The sequence below is a fragment of the Streptomyces sp. NPDC033270 genome (assembly GCF_055576575.1).
In genome coordinates this window covers 1-20,737 of record NZ_JBVIRA010000054.1, presented here as the reverse complement: position 1 = coordinate 20,737, position 20,737 = coordinate 1, and the positions used below count along the sequence as shown (strand labels likewise).

Genomic DNA, 20,737 nt, shown 5'->3' with positions numbered 1-20,737 from the left:
GGTCAGGATTACCGCCTTGCTCGGCGTCTGCCTCGCGCTCCAGGCGCCGCAGGCCGCCGCGGGCGCGGTGGGACGGAAACAGGCAGGGTGAAGTCCGTGGTGGTGACGTCGGCCGACGACGGCCAGACGGCGCTCGGTGTCCACACCCCCTGCTTCTGCTCGGTGATGGACTTCGACAGCTTCCCGCCCAAAAGGTCCGCTCGGCTACGACTACGGGTGTCCCGGCTGCTGCTGCGGTGTGACGGTGCGATCCTGTGGCAAGCGGCGTCGAGCGTGGCGTGCCCGATGGCCAGGCACTGGCCCGCGGTGTGCACGGCCGTGGACATGCCCTTCTTGGGCGCCATCTCGTTTGAGGGCAATTCCCGGAGCCTGGCGAGCGGACCTTGACGACGAAGTCACGGTTGGCCTCGGCGAGCGGGCTGGAGGGCGTGTCGGCGATCACGTGTGCCTGGTTGGTGGACACGTTCTGGAGCCCGAGCGTGCTCGGGTGGGGGAGGGCGGCCAGCGGCAGGCTCAGCGCGCCGCCCATGAAGGCTGTCGCGACGGTGCGGCGCGACATGTGCGTGGTGCCCTCCCGGTGCGAACGGCGTGGGACGGCAGGAGGCACGGACACGCTGCACCTCAGCACTATTGCCCTAGGTAGCGATTGCCACAGTGCTCTATGTCGCGGTCGGGGTCTGTGGTGCCTACGCCGATGTGCCGGAAGCCATGTTCACGGAGATCAGGCCGAGCAGGCACACGGTGTAGCCCGTACACGTGTTGCTCCACACGATCCCGGGCGACACGTTGTGGGATGCTGTCACGAGTGTCGGGGAGAGAATGAGCCAGACGCCGAGCACCATCAGGGTCCATGCGAATCGGCGCATCCGCTGTGGCGCGAAAGGGGTTGCGAGAGCGAGCAGGGTGACGCTAAGCCCCATGATTAGGTTGTTCGCCGTGAGGTATGGGTTCGTCCTGGCGAAGTGGATCACCCAGGGCGAGATCGCCGCGTAGATGCCGGCCACCAGCATGACCCCGTCGACGAATGCAGGGCTGCTCGCGGTCGCCACCGTGCGGCGGTTCCCCATACCGGTCGAATCGGGTGCAGCCGAGTGACGCGGGTACGACATGGCAGTCGAGCCCCTCTCGCATGACGACCTTTCCATTATGCAAAGAATGCTCGGGTTGGGCTGGCCGTGGCTGCCACGTCCGCTCCTTACGGTCGGCTCGGACTGCTCAGCCGTTGATTGCCAGGTTGTGAAGAGCCTGGCGATCATGGCGAGTTGCAACGCCGGTCAGTGTGTGGCGGTCGTCTTCGCCGGCTGGCGTCGGCTGTGATCGCCAGGCTGCCGTGCCCGTCAAGGCCGGACTGATTCAGCCGACCGCCTCCAGTCGGGCCCTGGACTCGTGATGCGGCTCCACCGTCGTCACTTCTCATGCAGGCGAGCCGATGCCGCGAGTCCTGGTCGCATGATGCGGATCTTGCGGCCCTCGCAGGCGGGGTAGTGAGGTGACTGCAACGGAGAGAGCGCGCCGGCCGTCGAGGTGGTAGATGGCGAGGATTTGGCGATGCTCAGACACGGCCACGCCGATGTCGTACGTGCCCTCCTGCCCGTATCCGCAGTCAAGGCACACGAATGAGTAGGCACGCTGGACGTGCTGCATATCCACGGTTGCACGTCCTTGGAGGGTCCATCGAGGTTCCCTCCATCCATTTTTGCATAATGCAATAGATGTGAGGAGGTGCGAACGGGCAAGTGCGCGGGTGCTCAGGCGGTCGCATGCACCGCGCTCTGGTCGCTCAGCCACCCCACCGGCTTGCCTGCTCTGTGTTCGAGTGTAGGTACCCCGGTTCTGGCGGTAGACAGCAGGGTGTACAGCGCCTGTGCGAGGGGCTGATTGACGGTGACCGGTGTGGGCGACTCGGCGAGCTGTCCGACCAGGACCTGGGCGCCGATCGCCGCCCCGGTGGCGGGCCTTCGGGGTTGATGCCGCGATGGCGAAGCTTGACGGCGTCGCGGGAGAGCAGGTGGCTGTGGTGGTGGCCAGGACGATGGCCAGCATGAGCCAGAGGATGACCGAGTACTCGCTGGTCAGCTCGAAGAGGGGGGCCACGGTGGTGATCGGCGCCCGGGCCGTCCCGGCGCCCCCCGAACCCACGCCGATCAGGGCATACGCGCCCACCGCGCCGACCCGTTCCGGGCAGCAGGTGGTCGACGCCGACGCCGACGCCGTAGGCCGAGTCGAGCATCGCACCGATGGCCAGGCTGGGCGTGAAGACCCCGCCGGAGCTGCCGATGCCGATGGCCAGGCTGGTCGTCAGCATCTTGCCGGTGAGGAGCAGGATCAGGAAACCATCGGGGGGCGAGGAGATTCGGGGGATGAACCGCGCGTGCTCGTCGATCCCCGGGGTGTCGAGGGACATCTGGTATCCGTGCTGATCGAGGTCACCCGGTGCGCAGACCTGCCGGTCGTCGGCAGTCATGCGCATGGCGCGTTCACCGGGGTGCTCCTGGGGTCGGTCAGCCAGCTACATGCCGCCTTCCTGGTCCGGTGGCGCGCTGTTCCGTGGGCCAGACGTCTTTGGCATCCCCTGGCCGCCTTGGGCAGGGTGCGTTCGCTGGGTGCGCCGGTTGCCGTGTCGGTCGCCGTGAGCTCAGGCGCCCGCGACGGCCGCGGTGTTCTGGTCAGTGGACAAGCCCGGCGGGGTCAGTGGTCGAGGTGGAGTCCGGCCATCGGCAACGGGGCGTTCTGCTCGGCGATCGGGGTGCCGAGGGTGTTCTCCAGGATGGACTGGAAGCGCTCCCGAGTGCAGGGGTGCCGGGAGATGTAGTTGTGCAGTGTCGCGTCCGGCTCGTTCTGCGGAAGCACGCGTGCGGCCGCCGGTGCGGGACGGTGCGTGCCGATGGTCACGCGGACGAGCGGGTCGGTCTGGATGTTGCGGAACCACTGGGCTCGATCGCCGAAGCCGGACGCCACCACGTAAGTGTCCGGGGCGGGGTGGTCGGCAATCCCGGAGGTGTTAGAGAGCCGTCAAAGTTGCGCTAACGGCCGTAAGGGCCCTGTCAATGAGGGGCGAAAACGAGCCACCTTTGCGGTTCGCTCTTCTGGTCCGTTCAACCGAACCTCTTCCCAGGAGTTCACGATGGCCGATGTGGCCTTCGTGGTCACCACGATCGCGGTCTTCGCGCTGGTGGCCCTTGTCGCCAAGGGGGTGGCAAAGCTGTGACCGCCGAGAACCTCATCGGCCTGATCGTGGCCGTCGCCCTGCTGGGCTATCTCGTCCTCGCCCTTGTGTTCCCGGAGAGGTTCTGAGCGACAGATATGAGCCCCGTTCTTGCTGATGTGCTCCAGGTCATCGCGCTCATCGGCGCGCTCGCCCTGGTGCACCGCCCGCTCGGCGACTACATGGCCGCCGTCTACTCCTCCAAGAAGCACCTGCGCGTAGAGAAGTGGATCTACCGCAGCGTCGGCGCCAACCCCGACGCCGAGATGCGCTGGCCCGCGTACCTGCGCGGCGTTCTCATATTCTGCGGTGTCAGCGTGCTCTTCCTGTACGTGCTCCAGCGCGTACAGGACAAGCTGCCGCTGTCGCTCGGCTTCAAGCCGATCAGCCCGGACCAGGCGTTCAACACGGCCGCCTCGTTCGTCTCCAACACCAACTGGCAGTCGTATTCGGGTGAGGTGGCCATGAGCCACGTCACCCAGACCGCCGGTCTGGCCGTGCAGAACTTCGTCTCCGCCGCCGTCGGCATCGCGGTCGCCGTGGCGCTGGTGCGCGGCTTCGCCCGCTCCCGCACCGGTGACCTGGGCAACTTCTGGGCCGACATGGTGCGCGGCACCGTCCGCATTCTGCTCCCGCTCTCCGTGATCGCCGCGATCATTCTGGTGGCGTGCGGTGCGATCCAGAACTTCGGCGACATCCACCACATCACCACGCTCACCGGTGACAAGCAGGCCCTGAGCCCTGGCGCGGTGGCGTCCCAGGAGGCGATCAAGGACCTGGGTACCAACGGTGGTGGGTTCTTCAACGCCAACTCCGCCCATCCCTTCGAGAACCCCAACGGCTTCACGAACCTTCTGGAGATCTTCCTCCTCCTGGTGATCCCGTTCTCGCTGCCGCGGACCTTCGGCAAGATGGTGGGTTCGATCAAGCAGGGTTACGCGATCGTCGCGGCCATGGGCATCATCTGGTTCACCGCCGTCATCGCCGTGACCTGGCTGGAGTACGCGCACCCGGGCACCGCCTCGCACCTCGCGGGCGGCGCGATGGAGGGCAAGGAGCAGCGATTCGGCGAGGGCGCGTCCTCGCTGTTCTCCGTCTCCACGACGATGACGTCGACCGGGTCGGTCAACTCCTTCCACGACTCGTTCAGCGGCCTGTCCGGGGGTGTGCTGCTGCTGGGCATGATGCTCGGCGAGCTTGCACCGGGCGGTGTGGGTTCGGGCCTCTACGGCATGCTGATCATGGCGATCATCGCGGTGTTCATCGCCGGCCTGATGGTCGGGCGTACGCCGGAGTACCTGGGCAAGAAGATCGGCACCCGCGAGATCAAGCTCGCCGCCTGCTACATCTTGATCACCCCGGCGCTGGTGCTGATCGGCACGGCGGTGGCCATCGCCCTGCCGGACGGCAAGGAAGCGATGACCAACATCGGGGCGCACGGCTTCTCCGAGGTGCTGTACGCCTACACGTCGGGCTCGAACAACAACGGTTCCGCCTTCGCGGGCTTCGGTGCCAATACGCCGTTCTTCAACACCACGATCGGTCTGTGCATGCTGCTCGGCCGGTTCCTGCCGATGGTGTTCGTGCTCGCCCTGGCCGGTTCGCTGGCCGAGCAGAAGCCGGTCCCGGAGACCGCGGGCACGCTGCGTACCGAGAAGCCGCTCTTCACGGGGCTGCTGGTCGGCACGATCATGATCATCACCGGTCTGACCTTCTTCCCGGCGCTGGCCCTTGGCCCGCTTGCTGAAGGGCTGTCGTCATGACCATCGAGACAAAGAAGCACGAGGACGACATGTCCACCGCTACCCCGACGCGGGCACCGCACAGCGATGTGCCGACCGGCCACAAGGAAGAGGGCCGGGTCGGCGCGGGTCTCTTCGAGCCCAAGCAGTTGCTGAAGTCGCTGCCGGACGCCTTCCGCAAGCTCGACCCGCGGGTGATGGTGAAGTCCCCCGTGATGTTCGTGGTCCTGATCGGCTCGGTGGTCTCCACCGCGCTGGCGGTCAAGGATCCCGGCAACTGGTTCGGCTGGGCGATCGCCGCCTGGCTGTGGCTGACCGTGATCTTCGCCAACCTGGCGGAGGCGGTCGCCGAGGGCCGCGGCAAGGCGCAGGCCGACACCCTGCGCAAGGCCAAGACCGACACTGTGGCGCGCCGCCTCACCGGGGACACCGAGGAGGAGGTACCTGGTACGGAGCTGCGCATCGGTGACCTGGTCGTCTGCGAGGCCGGCGACATCATCCCCGGCGATGGCGATGTCGTAGAGGGTGTCGCCTCCGTCGACGAGTCCGCCATCACGGGCGAATCGGCGCCGGTCATCCGGGAGTCCGGCGGCGACCGCTCCGCCGTGACCGGCGGTACGAAGGTGCTCTCCGACCGCATCGTCATCAAGATCACGACGAAGCCTGGCGAGACCTTCATCGACCGGATGATCAACCTCGTCGAGGGCGCCGCACGGCAGAAGACCCCCAACGAGATCGCGCTGAACATCCTTCTCGCGTCCCTCACCATCGTCTTCCTGCTGGCCGTCGTCACCCTGAAGCCCTTCGCGATCTACGCGGGCGCCGACGGGCAGACCTCGATGATCGTGCTGACCGCGTTGCTGGTCTGCCTGATCCCCACCACCATCGGTGCGCTGCTCTCGGCGATCGGCATCGCGGGCATGGACCGTCTGGTCCAGCGCAACGTCCTGGCGATGTCCGGCCGTGCCGTCGAGGCCGCGGGTGACGTGTCGACGCTGCTGCTCGACAAGACCGGCACTATCACCCTCGGCAACCGCCAGGCCGCCGAGTTCGTGCCGGTCAAGGGCACCACCGAGGCCGAGGTGGCGAACGCCGCGCAGCTTTCCTCGCTCGCGGACGAGACCCCCGAGGGCCGCTCGATCGTCATCCTTGCCAAGGAGAAGTACGGTCTGCGCGAGCGCCACCAGGGCGAGCTGGTGGACGCCGAGTGGGTGCCGTTCACGGCGCAGACCCGTATGAGCGGTGTCGACCTCGTCGAGGACGGGGTCGGCCGCAAGGTCCGCAAGGGCGCGACCGCCTCGGTGATTGCATGGGTCACCGAGCAGGGCGGACGGGTGGCCGACGACACCGACCAGCTCGCCAACCAGATCTCCGAGGCCGGCGGTACGCCGCTGCTGGTGGCCGTCGAGGACGAGAAGGGCGCCCGAGTCCTGGGTGTCATCTACCTCAAGGACGTCGTCAAGGAGGGCATGCGGGAGCGGTTCGACGAGCTGCGCCGCATGGGCATCAAGACCGTCATGATCACGGGTGACAATCCGCTGACGGCCAAGGCCATCGCCGACGAGGCGGGCGTGGACGACTTCCTCGCGGAGGCCACGCCCGAGGACAAGATGGCGCTGATCAAGCGGGAGCAGGCCGGCGGCAAGCTGGTCGCGATGACCGGTGACGGGACGAACGACGCCCCGGCCCTCGCGCAGGCGGATGTCGGCGTGGCGATGAACACCGGTACCTCGGCCGCCAAGGAGGCCGGGAACATGGTGGACCTGGACTCCAACCCGACCAAGCTGATCGAGATCGTCGAGATCGGCAAGCAGCTGCTGATCACCCGCGGTGCGCTGACCACCTTCTCCATCGCCAACGACGTCGCGAAGTACTTCGCGATCATCCCAGCGATGTTCTCGGTGGCGTATCCGGGCCTGGACAAGCTCAACATCATGGGCCTGGTCTCGCCCGAGTCCGCGATCCTGTCGGCGGTCATCTTCAATGCGCTGATCATCATCGCGTTGGTGCCGCTGGCGCTGAAGGGCGTGCAGTACCGGCCGATGAGTGCGGACAAGATGCTGCGGCGCAACCTCGGTATCTACGGGCTGGGCGGCCTGATCGCACCTTTCATCGGCATCAAGATCATCGACCTGCTCATCTCCCTCATCCCCGGAATCGGGTGACCGCCATGAACAACTCCGTAACCAGCACGCTCCGCCTGGCGTGGGCCTCGCTGCGCGTCCTGCTGGTCCTCACGGTCGTGTGTGGCGTCCTCTACCCGCTGGTCGTGACCGGCATTGCGCAGGCGGCCTTCCGCGACAAGGCCAACGGCTCCGAGGTGAAGGTCGACGGCAAGGTCGTCGGCTCCGAGCTCATCGGCCAGAACTGGAACTTCAAGGGCACGGACAAGCCCGATCCCAAGTGGTTCCAGGGACGCCCGTCCAACAGCAGCTACGACCCGCTGAGCAGCGGCTCCAGCCAGCTCGGTGCCAGCGACCCCACGCTGGTCAAGAACGTGAAGGCGGCGAAGAAGCAGGTCGCCGAGTTCAACGGCGTACCGCAGTCCGAGGTTCCCAAGGACGCGGTGACCGGTTCGGCCTCCGCCATCGACCCCGGCATCTCTGTCGACTACGCGGAGATCCAGGTCAAGCGGGTGGCCCAGCACAGCGGGCTGAGCGTTGCGCAGGTCGAGAAGCTGGTGAAGGCCAACACCGCGGGCCGTACCGCAGGCTTCCTCGGCGAGCCCTCGGTGAACGTCCTGAAGCTCAACATCGCGATCAAGGAACTCGCCAAGAAGTGAGTGACCGTGTCGCGGGTGGCCGGGTTTGCGCCAGCCACCCGCGATGTCGCAGTCATCAGACACAACAGAAGGGTGACACCAATGACCCGGGTGCTGGTGGTCGAGGACGAACCACCGCTCGTACGGGCTCTTGAGATCAATCTGAAGGCGCGCCGCTACGAGGTGCACACCGCACCCGACGGCGCACACGCCCTGCGCCTTGCCGCCACGCACCCACCGGACGTCGTCCTGCTCGGCCTCGGGCTGCCTGACATGGACGGCATCAATGTGATCAAGGAGCTGCGGGGGTGGAGCCGGGCATCGATCCTGGTGGTCTCCGCCCGCCGGACCTCCGACGAGGAGGTCGCCGCGCTCGACGCGGGGGCCGACGATTTCATCACCAAACCGTTCAGCATGGACGAACTGCTGGCCCGGCTGCGCGCCGCAACCCGCAGGACCGAGACAGCCAGTGCGTCCCGTGATTCCGCGGTCATCGAGACCAAGGACTTCACGCTCGATCTGCTGGCCAAGAAGGCACGGCGGCAGGGGCGTGACGTCAGGCTCACCCCCACGGAGTGGCATCTGGTGGAGGTGCTCGTGCGCCACAGCGGGCGAGTCGTCGGGCGACAGCAGCTGCTCCAAGAAGTCTGGGGCCCCTCCTACAGCACGCAGACCAACTACCTCCGTGTTTACATGGCTCAGCTGAGGCGCAAACTGGAGGCCGATCCGGCGCATCCCCGGCACTTCTTCACCGCCCCAGGAATGGGCTATCGCTTCGAAGCGTGATCATTCGGGGCTCAGCGCCCTGACCAGCAGACACGAAGATCGGAACCACGTGGGACGCGGCAAACTTCGGATATATCTCGGCGCGGCACCGGGTGTCGGCAAGACGTACGCGATGCTGTCCGAGGCGCACCGGCGTGTAGAGCGGGGAACGGACTGCGTGGTGGCCTTCGTGGAGCACCACGGCCGGCCGCGGACCGAGGTGATGCTGCACGGTCTGGAGCAGATTCAGCGCCAGGAGCTGCAGTACCGCGGCTCGGTCTTCACCGAGATGGACGTGGACGCGATCCTGGAACGCAGGCCGGCCGTGGCAATCGTGGACGAGCTGGCGCACAGCAACATCCCCGGCTCGCGCAACACCAAGCGCTGGCAGGACGTCGAGGAGCTGCTGGAGGCCGGGATCCATGTGATCTCGACGGTGAACATTCAGCACCTCGAGTCGCTCGGGGATGTCGTCGAGTCGATCACCAGGGTGCGGCAGAAGGAGACCGTTCCGGATGAGGTGGTGCGCCGTGCCGACCAGATCGAGCTGGTCGATATGTCGCCGCACGCGCTGCGTCGCCGGATGGCGCACGGCAACATCTACAAGCCCGACAAGGTCGATGCGGCGCTCTCGAACTACTTCCGGCCGGGCAATCTCACCGCGCTGCGTGAGCTGGCGCTGCTGTGGGTGGCGGACCGGGTCGACGAGTACCTCCAGGAGTACCGCAGCGAACACCGGGTCTCGAAGATCTGGGGCTCGCGTGAACGCATCGTCGTCGGTCTGACCGGCGGGAGCGAGGGCCGGACGCTCATCCGGCGCGCCGCCCGCCTCGCCGAGAAGGGCGCCGGCGGTGAAGTGCTCGCCGTCTACATCGCCCGCAGCGACGGACTGGCCTCTGGTTCGCCCAAGGAACTCGCCGTCCAGCGCACCCTCGTCGAGGACCTGGGCGGAACGTTCCACCACGTGATGGGGGAGGACATCCCCTCCGCGCTCCTCGAATTCGCCCGGGGCGTGAACGCCACCCAGATCGTGCTGGGCTCCTCCCGCCGCAAGGCGTGGCAGTACATCTTCGGCCCCGGCGTCGGCGCGACCGTCGCCCGCGACTCCGGACCCGACCTCGACGTCCACATTGTCACCCACGAGGAGGTCGCCAAGGGCCGTGGACTGCCCGTTGCCCGGGGCACCCGGCTGGGGCGGTCCCGGATCATCTGGGGTTGGCTGGCCGGCGTTGTGGGGCCGGCGCTGCTGACGCTGCTGCTGACGAATGTCGACGCGAATCTCGGTCTCGCCAACGACATGTTGCTGTTCCTGACGCTGACCGTGGCGGCGGCGCTGCTCGGTGGATTCGTTCCAGGGCTGGCGTCAGCCGCGTTCGGCTCTCTGCTGCTGAACTGGTTCTTCACACCGCCGGTGCACCGCATCACCATCGCGGACCCCAAGAACATCCTCGCCCTCGCAGTCTTCGTCCTGGTGGCGGTCTCGGTCGCCTCCGTCGTCGACCTCGCCGCCCGGCGCACCCACCAAGCGGCCCGCCTACGCGCCGAGTCGGAAATCCTCTCGTTCCTGGCAGGCAGCGTGCTGCGCGGCGAGACGAGCCTGGATGCCCTCCTGGAAAGAATGCGCGAAACCTTCGCCATGGAGTCCGCGGCACTTCTGGAGCGCGAGACCGAGACGGCTCCCTGGACCTGCACGGGCATGGTGGGCGACGTCACTCCGCCCGGACGCCCCGAGGACGCGGACGTCGACATGCCCGTCGGCGATCACATGGCACTCGCGCTCTCGGGCCGGGTCCTGCCCGCCGAGGACCGTCGTGTCCTTGCGGCCTTCGCGGCGCAGGCCGCCGTCGTCCTCGACCGCCAGCGCCTGCAGACCCAGGCCGACCACGCCCGCAAACTGGCCGAGGGTGACCGCATCCGCACCGCCCTGCTCGCGGCCGTCAGCCACGACCTACGCACCCCTCTGGCCAGCATCAAGGCGTCCGTCACCTCCCTGCGCTCCGACGACATCGAGTGGTCCGACGAGGACCAGGCCGAACTCCTCGCCGGCATCGAGGAGGGCGCCGACCGCCTCGACCACCTCGTCGGCAACCTCCTCGACATGTCCCGCGTCCAGACCGGCACCGTCACGCCCCTCATCCGCGAGATCGACCTTGACGAGGTGGTCCCGATCGCACTCGGCGGCGTACCCGAGAACAGCGTCGTCCTCGACATTCCCGAAGAACTGCCGATGGTCGCCGTCGATCCGGGTCTACTGGAGCGATCGGTGGCCAACATCGTCGAGAACGCAGTGAAGTACAGTCCCGACGACGAACCCGTACTCGTTCATGCAAGCGCACTTGGTGACCGCGTCGAGATACGCGTCGTCGACCGTGGCCCCGGCGTTCCCAACGACGCCAAGGACCGCATCTTCGCGCCCTTCCAACGCTACGGTGATGCGCCTCGTGGCGCCGGCGTCGGCCTCGGCCTGGCAGTCGCCCGCGGCTTCGCCGAGGCCATCGGAGGCACCCTCGACGCCGAGGACACCCCGGGCGGCGGCATGACCATGGTCCTCACGGTCCCCACCGCATCGGGTCGCCAGCTACCTCAGCCTGGCCTTCCGGCCGCAGCCACCTCGTGACCAGCCTTCAGTGATAGTGGGTCCCCGTACATCCGAAGAGGACAGAGCCTGACGTCATGCAGAGCGGGCCTCGTAATGTCGTTGTTCGTTCCAGACAAGAGGCGCTTGAACAGCGAGTTTCGGTGGCCGTCCGGGTCTGGAGCATCACCGGGGGGGCGACCAGGGGAGCGCCAGGGGAGTTCATGAGCGCAGAGCTTGCGCAGAAAGGTGTGCGAGGGAAACTGCCAAAGCGTCGCCGAACGGCCTGGCGAGGAGTCTTGGCGATCAAGCCAGTTTTGTGGAAACGCTCCGATGCCCGCTTTTAGGCTGGGACCGCGGCAGATCCAATGGTCATCCTCCCGTTCAAGACCCTCGTGACGCAGGCGAGTGCCGTGCTGCTGACCCACGGAGTCGAAGTGGAGCCGGCTGCGGTGCAGGGCGTCGCGGCTCACTTCGTCGAAACCATGGGCCGACAGGTGGGTCCCGGACGCTGTCGGGCAACTGCGCCCCAGCGCGGCATCTTGAACGCCACCCTGGCCTGGTACCAACCGCTGCGTGTGGCGCTCGCTGGAAGGCACACGTCCGCGGCCATGGAACTCAAGGCCGTCCGACTTCCGAGAGACCGCGACATGCAATGAGGAAGCCAGCGAGCCTGCCTGGCCGGGCGTCACAGCGCCTTGGCCGGCCAGTCGAGCAGCCGGGCGCCGATCACCGCGGTCTGGAGCATGTAGCGGTGGTCGGGGTCGGTGGGGTTGGCGCCGGTCAGGGTGTGGATGCGTTCCAGGCGGTAGGTCAGTGCGCGCACGCTCAGGGAGAGCCGGCGGGCGGCTTCTGCGGCGACGCAGCCGGAGTTGAAGTAGGTGGTGAGGGTGTCCAGGAGGGGCTGGGGTCCGCCGCGGGCCGTGGTGAGGGAGCCGAGGGCGCTCTGGACCAGGTCGGCCATGGCCTGCCGGTCGCGGGTGAGGACGGGGTAGACGAGCAGGTCTGCGGCGCGCAGTACGGGGTCGTCGAGCTCCATGCGGTGGGCGAGGTCGAGGGTGTTGAGGGCTTCCTCGTAGGACTGGACCACTCCGCCGGGGCCGGGTTGGGGACGGCCGATGGCGACCCGGCCGCCGTCCGTGGCCGCGTACGCCTGCTTGGCGAAGTGGAGGAGGATCTCGTCCTGGTCTCCAGGCGCGATGCAGAGCATGCGGCCGTCCTTGGTGGTGAGCAGGACGCTGCGGTCGCCGAAGCGGGCGATGAGGGACTGCTCGACCTGTCGTGGCACGGTGTCGCCCTCGTCGTAGGCGACCGGTCCCTGGGCAACGGCGACGGCGTGGGCGTGGGAGAGACGCAGCCCGAAGCGTTCGGCGCGCTCGGCGAGGCGGCCCAGGTCGCTGCGGCCGTAGAGGAGATCGTCGATGAACTCGCGTCGCGCGGCCTCCTCCTGGCGTACGGCTAGCCGCTGGGCCCGCTCGTAGCCTTCAGCGAAGGCGTCGATGGCCTGCTGCATGGCGGCGAGCACGCTGTCCGTCGAGGTGGGGGAGTGGGGCCAGGCGGCGCGGGTGGCGGTGAGATGTCCGCTGACGAGGGCGCGCAGGCCGAGGCCGGCTTCGGCCGCCTGCTCGCCGAGGGAGCGGCGGGACGTGATCTCGTCGCGGGTCAGCCGGCGGCCGGTGGCCGAGACGTCGGCCAGGAGCTGTGTGTAGCCCGCCAGATAGTCCTTGGATATCTCGTTCTCCGCCATATGTCCCCCGGTTTTTTGACGCGCCGGTGACGCCTTCTTAGCGGCAACCTGGCATGAAGACCCTAATAAATACTGCCGGAAACCGGCAATGCGGGTGGGGTGTGGGCGGGGGCAGGATGGTCGTGGGGGAGCACATGGGACGGTCCCGATGCCGGATACCGGCAGGCATGGGATACCGCGGGACCGTCTCCCCCTGCTGCCGCACAGGGCGGGGCGCAGACCGGACAGGACGAACGGGGAGGGTGCCATGGGGGCGTTGCTCGCGGCGGCCGCAGGCTTTCCCACCCTCATGTTCACCACCGCCCTCACCGTGGCCGTGATCTTCTGGCTGCTGGTCGCCTCCGGCGTGACCGACTCCGGAAGCTTCGATGCGGATGTGGACACCGATGCCTGGGGCATGGGCGGGATTCCGGTCTCGGTCACGTTCTCTATCATGACGGTGCTCGCTTGGTGCGTGAGCATCGTCGCGACCGTTCTGCTGGATCCCCTCGTTGGGCCGGGCATGGGCCGGGCGGTCGTGCGCTTGGCCGTGCTGGCCGCGGCGGTGTTGGTCGCGTGGCGCGTGACGCGGGTGCTCGTACCGCCGTTGCATCGCCTCTTGCCTGATGAACCCAGGCCGTCCGGGGCGGATCTCAACGGTCCTACCTGCACCTTTCGCACCGGGCGGGTGGACGCGGGGTCCGGTCAGGCCGGGGCCACGGCCCAGGACGACTCCACCGCACTGATCCGGATCCGCCAGCCTGGCGCCGAGCCCCTGACGTACGGCAGTACCGGGCTGTTGCGCGCCTCTGACGGCACCGGCGAGTTCTTGTGGGGCACGCCATACGACGCGGCGCGCGATCCGCGCCGCAACGCCGCCTGAGTCCCCGGACCGGCGCGCACCCTCTTCACGCTTCCGCTTCTCCACCTCTCGCTTCAAGGACGTTTCTTATGGATGCCATCACCGTGGGCATCGGTGTGCTCATAGCCGTTGCCCTGCTCATCGCCCTGGCCTTGGGCCTCGTGTTCTCCCGTCTGTTCCGCAAGGTGGAGCAGGGCAAGGCGCTGATCGTCTCCAAGATGCGCAAGGTCGATGTGACCTTCACCGGGCAGGTCGTGCTGCCGGTGCTGCACAAGGCCGAGGTGATGGACATCTCGGTGAAGGCCATCGAGATCACCCGGGCCGGCAAGGACGGGCTGATCTGCCGGGACAACATTCGCGCGGACATCTGCATTTCGTTCTTCGTGAAGGTCAACAAGACCGTCGAGGACGTCATCAAGGTCGCGCAAGCCGTCGGCACGCAGCGGGCCAGCGACCAGAACACGCTCCAGGAGCTGTTCCACGCGAAGTTCTCCGAGGCGCTCAAGACGGTGGGCAAGCAGCTGGACTTCACCGACCTCTACACCAAGCGCGAGGAGCTGCGCTACAAGATCATCGAGCTCATCGGCGTCGACCTGAGCGGCTACCACTTGGAGGACGCGGCGATCGACTATCTGGAGCAGACGCCGCTGAGTCAGCTCGACCCGCACAACGTCCTCGACGCCCAGGGCATCCGGAAGATCACTGAGCTGACCACGGTCGAGCACCTGCGCACCAACGAGTTCCAGCGCACAGAGGAGAAGGAGATCACCCGGCAGAACGTCGACGCCCGGGAGGCCATCCTCGAACTGCAGCGCCGGCAGGCGGATGCCGAGATCAAGCAGAAGCGGGAGATCGACACCGCGCGGGCCCGTGAGGAGGCCGAGACGGCACGGGTGGTCGAGGAGGAGCGGCTGCGGGCGCAGACCGCGTTCCTGACCACCGAGGAGAGGCTCGGCGTGCAGCGTGAGAACCAGGCCCGTGAGGTCGCGGTCGCCGAGAAGAACCGTGAGCGGGTCATCGCCATCGAGAACGAGCGCATCGAGAAGGACCGGCTGCTGGAGGTCATCGCCCGGGAGCGGGAGACGCAGCTGACGCGGATCTCCGCCGAGAAGGAGGTCGAAGCGGAGAAGCGCGAGATCGCCGAGGTCATCCGGGAGCGCGTCGCGGTGGACCGTACGGTCGCCGAGCAGGAGGAGTCCATCAAGAAGCTGCGGGCCGTGGAGGAGGCGGAACGCGGCCGGCAGGCCGTCATCATCGCTGCCGAGGCGGAGGCGCAGGAGAAGCTGGTCAAGGACATCAAGGCCGCGGAGGCCGCCGAGCAGGCCGCCACCCACCGGGCGGCGGAGGAACTGACCCTGGCCGAGGCCAGGTTGAAGTCCGCCGACCTCGACGCACAGGCCAAGGTACGGCTCGCCGAGGGTATCCAGGCTGAGGCGGCGGCGGAAGGACTCGCGGCCGTACAGGTCCGCGACAAGGAGGCCGACGTCATCGAGAAGGCGGGCCGCGCCGAGGCGGAGGCCACCGAGGCACAGCTGCGTGCCGAGGCCGAGGGCGTACGGGCGAAGGCGCTCGCGGACGCCGAGGCGATCGGCAGCAAGCTGAAGGCGGAGGCGGCCGGCCTGACCGAGAAGGCCGCCGCGATGGCTGCCCTCGACGACGCTTCCCGCGGACATGAGGAGTACCGGCTGCGTCTTGAGGCCGAGAAGGACATCCGCCTGGCCGGCCTCGACGTCCAGCGGCAGGTCGCCGAGGCACAGGCCACGGTGCTGGCGACCGGTCTGGAGAACGCCGACATCAACATTGTCGGCGGCGAGTCGGTGTTCTTCGACCGGCTGGTGTCCTCCATCGCGCTCGGCAAGGGCGTCGACGGCTTCGTCCAGCACTCCGAGACCGCGCAGGCACTGGCCAAGCCCTGGCTGGACGGCTCGTCGAGCTTCACCGACGACATCAGCCGCATCCTCGGCTCGGTCTCGACGGCCGACGTACAGAACCTGACCGTCTCCGCCCTGCTAATGAAGCTGATGCAGACCGGTGACGCGAACTCCGGTCAGCTCCAGCAACTGCTGGACAAGGCGGGCGAGCTGGGTCTCGCGGACACCCCGCTGGCCGCCCTGAACGGCACTGCCGCGGTCTGACCGGCCCACGGTCTGGAGCTGCCGCACAGGGGACGGCAGCTCCGGACCGCGTTTCTTTCTGACTTCCTGAGAGGGATTCCATGACCACCGGCCCCGACACCGGTACGTACGAGGTGCTGCGCGACCGGTTCACCGCGCAGGCCGCCGAACTCGCCAGCCGCGCCGAGGCGCTCAACGCCCGCCGCACAGAGGAATTCGGCTCGACCCGGGTCGAACTGGCCGGTACCGAGCGGCTGCGCACCGAGCACAACTGCGTGCCTCGCGACATTGTCGCGGTCGGTGACGTGTTGCTCTTCGGCTACAACGGCTTCCTCGGCACCAACCCGGAGACGACCGTCGGTGACGTCTTCGCGTTGCACGACCGCGACCTCAACCGCCTGCCCGACGACGCCGTGCCCGGCCTCCTCGACGACCCCGCCTTCATCCGGGAGCTCGCGGCCCTCTACCGCTACTACCGCCAGGCCCACCTGTTGCAACTGCGCCGAGTGGACGACAAGGTGCTGGCCGTCTTCCAGACGGGAGAGAAGGCCGAGGACATCCGTGTCCTTCGCTGGGCGCTGTCCGACGACGGCCGTGTCAGCTACCTCGACGCGCGAGGCGACCGCGACCACGTCTTCCCGCCCTCCCACGACTTCGCGTGGACGGTGGCGACTCGCGAGGACCACGTCCTGGGACGCCACCCGCATGTGTCCATCGGGGGCGAGGTGTTCGTCGCGACGGTGGGCGGCACCCTCACCGTCAAGGTGGAGGACGACACCGAGACGGGGGAGGGGATCCATGCCGAGCCCGTCGACGAGCCGCTGCAGTCCCTCGCCGACGCGGACATCGCACGCGCGCGCGTGGGCGCCCTGATCCTGATACGGATCCGCCCCTACAAGGAGGACACCGACCGGTACCTGGTGTTCAACACCCTCACCAGGACCGTCGTCCGCCTCGACGGCATCGGACAGGCATGCCGCCGCCTGCCCGAGGATCAGGGCATCGTCTTCCCCGGCGGCTACTGCCTGGCCACCGGCACGCACAAGACCTTCGATGGTACCGACACCGCCGACCTCGAATTCGAGCGGGTGGTCCGCTCGCCCAACGGCGAGGATGTGCTTTTCGCGTTCCACGCGCGTGTGCCGGGCCGCAGCCTCCTGCTGCCATACAACATGATCCGCAAGGAGGTCGCGACCCCGCTGTCCTGCCACGGCTGGGCCGTGTTCGACGATGGCACGCTGATGGTGCTGCGCGCCGGCACCGCCGAGCCGCAGCGCGTCCACCCGCTCCAGCTGTGGAACTCCCCATACGTCTCCGACACCTACGCCGCCGCCCAGCCCGTCGGCACCACTCCGCTCGCCCGCGTCGGCAACGCCGATCTCGTCCGCGGTGTCTCCGACTGCCTGTCCATCACCCGTGCCGTCGCCGAGACCACCCCGACGGCCGAGGTGTACGAGGCACTGTCAGCTGCCTGCGTTCGGGCCGTCGACTCCTACCACTGGCTGGGCGAGGCCGAATTCGGCGATCTACTGGGCCCGTTGGAGCAGGTACGGGTCACTGCCGAGCAGGTGCTGAGCGAGTTCGAGACCACCCAGGAGCTTACCCGGCAGGCGGCTGACGCGCTCGGCGAGGCCGCTGTGCGTGTGGCGGGGGTCGTGCGCAGGCTGCGCGGCGAGACCCCGCGCAGCGCTGCCGCTTGGGTGAGTGGCCTTACCGAACTCCGTCACGCCCAGGGGCACCTGCTTACGCTCAAGGACATGCGGTACGCGGACACCGCCCGCATCGACGAGCTGGCCGCCGACATCGACGCCGACCTCGCCTCCTTCGGCCAGCGGGCCGTCGCCCACCTCTCCCGCGAGGACGCCTTCGCCGACCACCACGCCGCCATCGAGCAACTCGTCACGGACGCCGAGGCGGTCGCCACCGTCGCCGAGGCCGCGCCCCTCGCCGCCCGCCTCGACGAACTCGCCGACGGCCTGTCCACGGTGACCGAGGTCGTCGCCGGGCTGGACGTCGGCGACGCCACGGTGCGTACGACCATCCTGGAGCGGATCGCCGAGGTGCTCGGCGGCGCCAACCGGGCTCGCGCCACGCTCGATGCCCACCGTCGCGAACTCCTCGATCGCGAAGGCCGTGCCGAGTTCGCCGCCGAATTCGCCCTGCTGGGGCAGGCGGTCACCGGCGCCCTCGCCGCCGCGGACACGCCGGAGAGGTGCGACAAGCAGCTGGCGCGCATGCTCGTACGGCTGGAGGACCTGGAGTCCCGGTTCACGGAGTTCGAGGACTTCGTCGGCGAGCTGACGGACAAGCGCACCGAGGTCTATGAGGCGTTCTCCGCGCGCAAGCAGACCCTCGCCGACGCCTGTTCCCGGCGGGCCGAACAGCTCGCGGCCTCGGCGGCCCGGGTCCTGGAGACCGTGGCCCGGCGAGCCGCCACGCTCGCCGACGCCGACGCGGTTGCCACGTACTTCGCCTCCGATCCGATGGTCGCGAAGGTCCGCGGCATAGCGGAGGAACTGCGCGAACTCGGCGACCAGGTACGGGCCGAGGAGCTGGAAGGGCGCCTGAAGGCAACTCGCCAGGAGGCATCCCGCGCCCTGCGCGACCGCACCGACCTCTACGCAGACGACGGCCGGACCATCCGCCTGGGCCACCACCGCTTCGCAGTCAACGCCCAGCCCCTCGACCTCACGCTGGTCCCTCATGGGGACGGTCTCGCCTTCGCCCTGGCCGGCACCGACTACCGCTCCCCGGTCACCGACCCGGACTTCGCCGCCACCCGCCCGTATTGGGGCCGGCTCCTGCCCTCTGAGTCGCCGGAGGTCTACCGCGCCGAACACCTCGCCGCCCGGCTCCTGGACGAACACGGCCCGGAAGCCCTCGCGGCGGCCGACCTGCCTACCCTCGTACGGAAGGCCGCAGAGGAGGCGTACGACGAGGGATACGAGCGCGGCGTCCACGACCACGACGCCACCGCGGTCCTCGCCACGTTGCTCCGCTTGTACGACGGCGCGGGCCTCCTGCGGCACGAGCCCACGGCGCGGGCCGTCGCCCAGCTCTTCTGGTCCCACGGCACGACCGCCGACGAGCGCACGGCATGGACCCGCCGCGCGGTGTCACTCGCCCGTGCTCGGGAGACCTTCGGGCTTGCCCCGGCGATCGCCGACATCGAGAGAGAACTGGCGACGGCGATCACCGCGTGGGGCGGCACAGACAGCGCCTCCACCGCTGCCGCCGCGTACCTTTTCGAGGAGCTGACCAGTGGCCCTGACGGCTTCGTCATCAGCGCAGGCGCCCGCACGCTGCTCGACAAGTTCCGCCGCGCGGTGGGGATGCCGGCGTACGACGAGGACCTCGCCGCACTTGGTGACCTGGCCGCCCGCCAACAGCTCGTTGAGGCGTGGCTCTCGTCGTACGCCGCCTCCACTGGCACGGACGTCACGGCCGGAGACCTGGCCGAGGCCGTGGCCGCGGAGCTGTGCCCGGGCCTCACGCGCTACGCGTCGGACGCACCACTGGCCGAGACCGTCGACGGTCTGCTCGGCAGCCATCCCCGGATCACCGGCCGCGCGCTCACGATCCGGATCGATGAACTCCTCGCCCGCACCCGGAACTTCCGTGCCCACGACGTCCCCGGGCACCGCGCCTACCAGCGGCAGCGCACCGCCCTGGTGGCCGCCGAGCGCTCCCGGCTCCACCTGGACTCCTACCGGCCCCGGGTGATGTCGTCCTTCGTCCGCAACCGGCTCATCGACGAGGTGTACCTGCCCCTCATCGGCGACAACCTCGCCAAACAGCTTGGCACCACGGGCGAGGCCAAGCTCACCGACACCGGCGGATTGCTGCTGCTCATCTCCCCGCCCGGATACGGCAAGACGACGCTCATGGAGTACGTCGCCGACCGCCTCGGCCTCGTCCTAGTCAAGATCAACGGACCGGCCCTCGGACACACCGTGACCTCGCTGGATCCGGCCGAGGCCCTGAACGCCACTGCCCGCCAGGAGGTCGAAAGGATCAACTTCGCCCTCGCGGCGGGCAACAACACGCTGCTCTACCTGGACGACATCCAGCACACCTCACCCGAGTTGCTCCAGAAGTTCATCCCGCTGTGCGACGCCACCCGCCGCATCGACGGGGTGTGGGACGGCGAGCCACACACCTACGACCTGCGCGGAAAGCGCTTCGCCGTCTGCATGGCCGGCAACCCCTACACCGAGTCCGGCAGCCGCTTCCGGGTTCCCGACATGCTGGCCAACCGCGCCGACGTCTGGAACCTGGGCGACGTCCTGACCGGCAAGGAGGACGTCTTCGCGCTGAGCTTCATCGAGAACACGCTCACAGCCAACCCGGTCCTCGCCCCGCTCGCCGGCCGCGACCGCGGCGTCCTCGACACCCTCGTCCGACTCGCCACCGACGACCCCACCGCCCGCGCCGACCAGCTCACACACCCCTACACCCCCGCCGAACTGGACCGCATCACGGCCGTGCTGCGCCACCTGCTCACCGCCCGCGCCACCGTCCTCGCGGTCAACGACACCTATATCGCCTCCGCAGCTCAGCACGATGCCACCCGCACCGAACCGCCCTTCCAACTCCAGGGCTCCTACCGCAACATGACCAAGATCGCCCAACGCATCCAGCCTGTCATGAACGAGGGCGAACTCGCGGCCGTCATCGACGACCACTACACGGCCGAGGCACAGACCCTCACCACCGGCGCCGAGGCCAACCTCCTCAAACTCTCCGAACTGCGTGGCACCCTCACCCCCGAACAGGCCGCCCGCTGGGCAGAGCTGAAGTCCGCATACGTCCGCGCCCAGAAGCTCGGCGGAGCGGAGGACGACCCGGCCGTCCGGGCCATCGCGGCCCTCGGGCTCCTCGCCGACCGTCTCGCCACCGTCGAATCCGCGATCGCTCGGGCCGCAGACCCCCGTCACCTCGTGGCCAACCCCATCGCACGGCAGGCAGTGAGACCGTGGAGTGAGTG

At 68.3% G+C, this 20,737-nt stretch carries 13 protein-coding genes and 1 pseudogene; 10 read left to right on the top strand and 4 right to left on the bottom strand.

Annotated elements, in window-relative coordinates:
- Positions 1–96: 96 nt before the first annotated feature.
- Positions 97–387: a hypothetical protein gene (locus ACZ5XZ_RS38590; RefSeq protein ID WP_468987083.1), complete on the top strand. Its 291-nt coding sequence runs from the start codon at positions 97–99 to the stop codon at positions 385–387.
- Positions 388–686: 299 nt separating this feature from the next.
- Here the strand turns inward: ACZ5XZ_RS38590 and ACZ5XZ_RS38585 are convergent, their stop codons facing one another.
- The 3 genes and pseudogenes from ACZ5XZ_RS38585 to ACZ5XZ_RS38575 all read right to left on the bottom strand — a co-directional run bounded on the left by ACZ5XZ_RS38585 (position 687) and on the right by ACZ5XZ_RS38575 (position 2,991).
- A complete protein-coding gene (locus tag ACZ5XZ_RS38585; protein WP_468987081.1) occupies positions 687–1,049 on the bottom strand; it encodes an SPW repeat protein in 363 nt (120 codons plus the stop codon).
- Between the two features lie 699 nt (positions 1,050–1,748).
- Positions 1,749–2,335: pseudogene (locus ACZ5XZ_RS38580) on the bottom strand (chloride channel protein); the annotation flags it as partial.
- A 353-nt stretch (positions 2,336–2,688) separates the two neighbouring features.
- Positions 2,689–2,991 (bottom strand): nitroreductase family deazaflavin-dependent oxidoreductase, encoded by a 303-nt coding sequence (locus ACZ5XZ_RS38575; protein ID WP_430980223.1) that lies wholly within the window; start codon positions 2,989–2,991, stop codon positions 2,689–2,691.
- Between the two features lie 213 nt (positions 2,992–3,204).
- Here ACZ5XZ_RS38575 and kdpF point away from each other — a divergent pair, with 213 nt between their 5' ends.
- From kdpF to ACZ5XZ_RS38545, 6 genes are all read left to right on the top strand, one after another.
- Positions 3,205–3,294, top strand: coding sequence for a K(+)-transporting ATPase subunit F (gene kdpF / locus ACZ5XZ_RS38570; RefSeq protein ID WP_018542562.1), 90 nt, complete (start codon positions 3,205–3,207; stop codon positions 3,292–3,294).
- Positions 3,295–3,303: 9 nt separating this feature from the next.
- A complete protein-coding gene (kdpA, locus tag ACZ5XZ_RS38565; RefSeq protein ID WP_468987079.1) occupies positions 3,304–4,968 on the top strand; it encodes a potassium-transporting ATPase subunit KdpA in 1,665 nt (554 codons plus the stop codon).
- Positions 4,965–7,112 carry a potassium-transporting ATPase subunit KdpB gene (gene kdpB / locus ACZ5XZ_RS38560; protein WP_468987077.1) on the top strand — a complete coding sequence of 716 codons (2,148 nt, stop codon included), beginning with the start codon at positions 4,965–4,967 and terminating at the stop codon, positions 7,110–7,112. Before kdpA ends, kdpB begins: the two co-directional genes overlap by 4 nt.
- A 5-nt stretch (positions 7,113–7,117) precedes the next feature.
- The gene (gene kdpC / locus ACZ5XZ_RS38555; RefSeq protein ID WP_468987074.1) at positions 7,118–7,729 is read left to right on the top strand and encodes a potassium-transporting ATPase subunit KdpC; all 612 of its coding nucleotides are present in this window, start codon (positions 7,118–7,120) and stop codon (positions 7,727–7,729) included.
- Between the two features lie 81 nt (positions 7,730–7,810).
- Positions 7,811–8,494 carry a response regulator gene (locus tag ACZ5XZ_RS38550; protein ID WP_468987072.1) on the top strand — a complete coding sequence of 228 codons (684 nt, stop codon included), beginning with the start codon at positions 7,811–7,813 and terminating at the stop codon, positions 8,492–8,494.
- Between the two features lie 49 nt (positions 8,495–8,543).
- Positions 8,544–11,090 carry a DUF4118 domain-containing protein gene (locus tag ACZ5XZ_RS38545; protein ID WP_430975287.1) on the top strand — a complete coding sequence of 849 codons (2,547 nt, stop codon included), beginning with the start codon at positions 8,544–8,546 and terminating at the stop codon, positions 11,088–11,090.
- A 646-nt stretch (positions 11,091–11,736) separates the two neighbouring features.
- On the opposite strand, the gene ACZ5XZ_RS38540 is transcribed toward ACZ5XZ_RS38545, so the two are convergent.
- On the bottom strand, positions 11,737–12,795 hold the full coding sequence (locus tag ACZ5XZ_RS38540; RefSeq protein ID WP_468987069.1) for a PucR family transcriptional regulator: 1,059 nt from the start codon (positions 12,793–12,795) through the stop codon (positions 11,737–11,739).
- 247 nt (positions 12,796–13,042) lie between these two features.
- Here ACZ5XZ_RS38540 and ACZ5XZ_RS38535 point away from each other — a divergent pair, with 247 nt between their 5' ends.
- From ACZ5XZ_RS38535 to ACZ5XZ_RS38525, 3 genes are all read left to right on the top strand, one after another.
- Entirely contained in the window at positions 13,043–13,657 is a 615-nt protein-coding gene (locus tag ACZ5XZ_RS38535) for a hypothetical protein (RefSeq protein WP_468987067.1), read from the top strand.
- Positions 13,658–13,725: 68 nt separating this feature from the next.
- The gene (locus ACZ5XZ_RS38530; RefSeq protein ID WP_468987064.1) at positions 13,726–15,771 is read left to right on the top strand and encodes a flotillin family protein; all 2,046 of its coding nucleotides are present in this window, start codon (positions 13,726–13,728) and stop codon (positions 15,769–15,771) included.
- Positions 15,772–15,851: 80 nt separating this feature from the next.
- A partial coding sequence (locus ACZ5XZ_RS38525) for a DNA repair ATPase (protein ID WP_468987061.1) occupies positions 15,852–20,737 on the top strand: 4,886 nt, incomplete at its 3' end.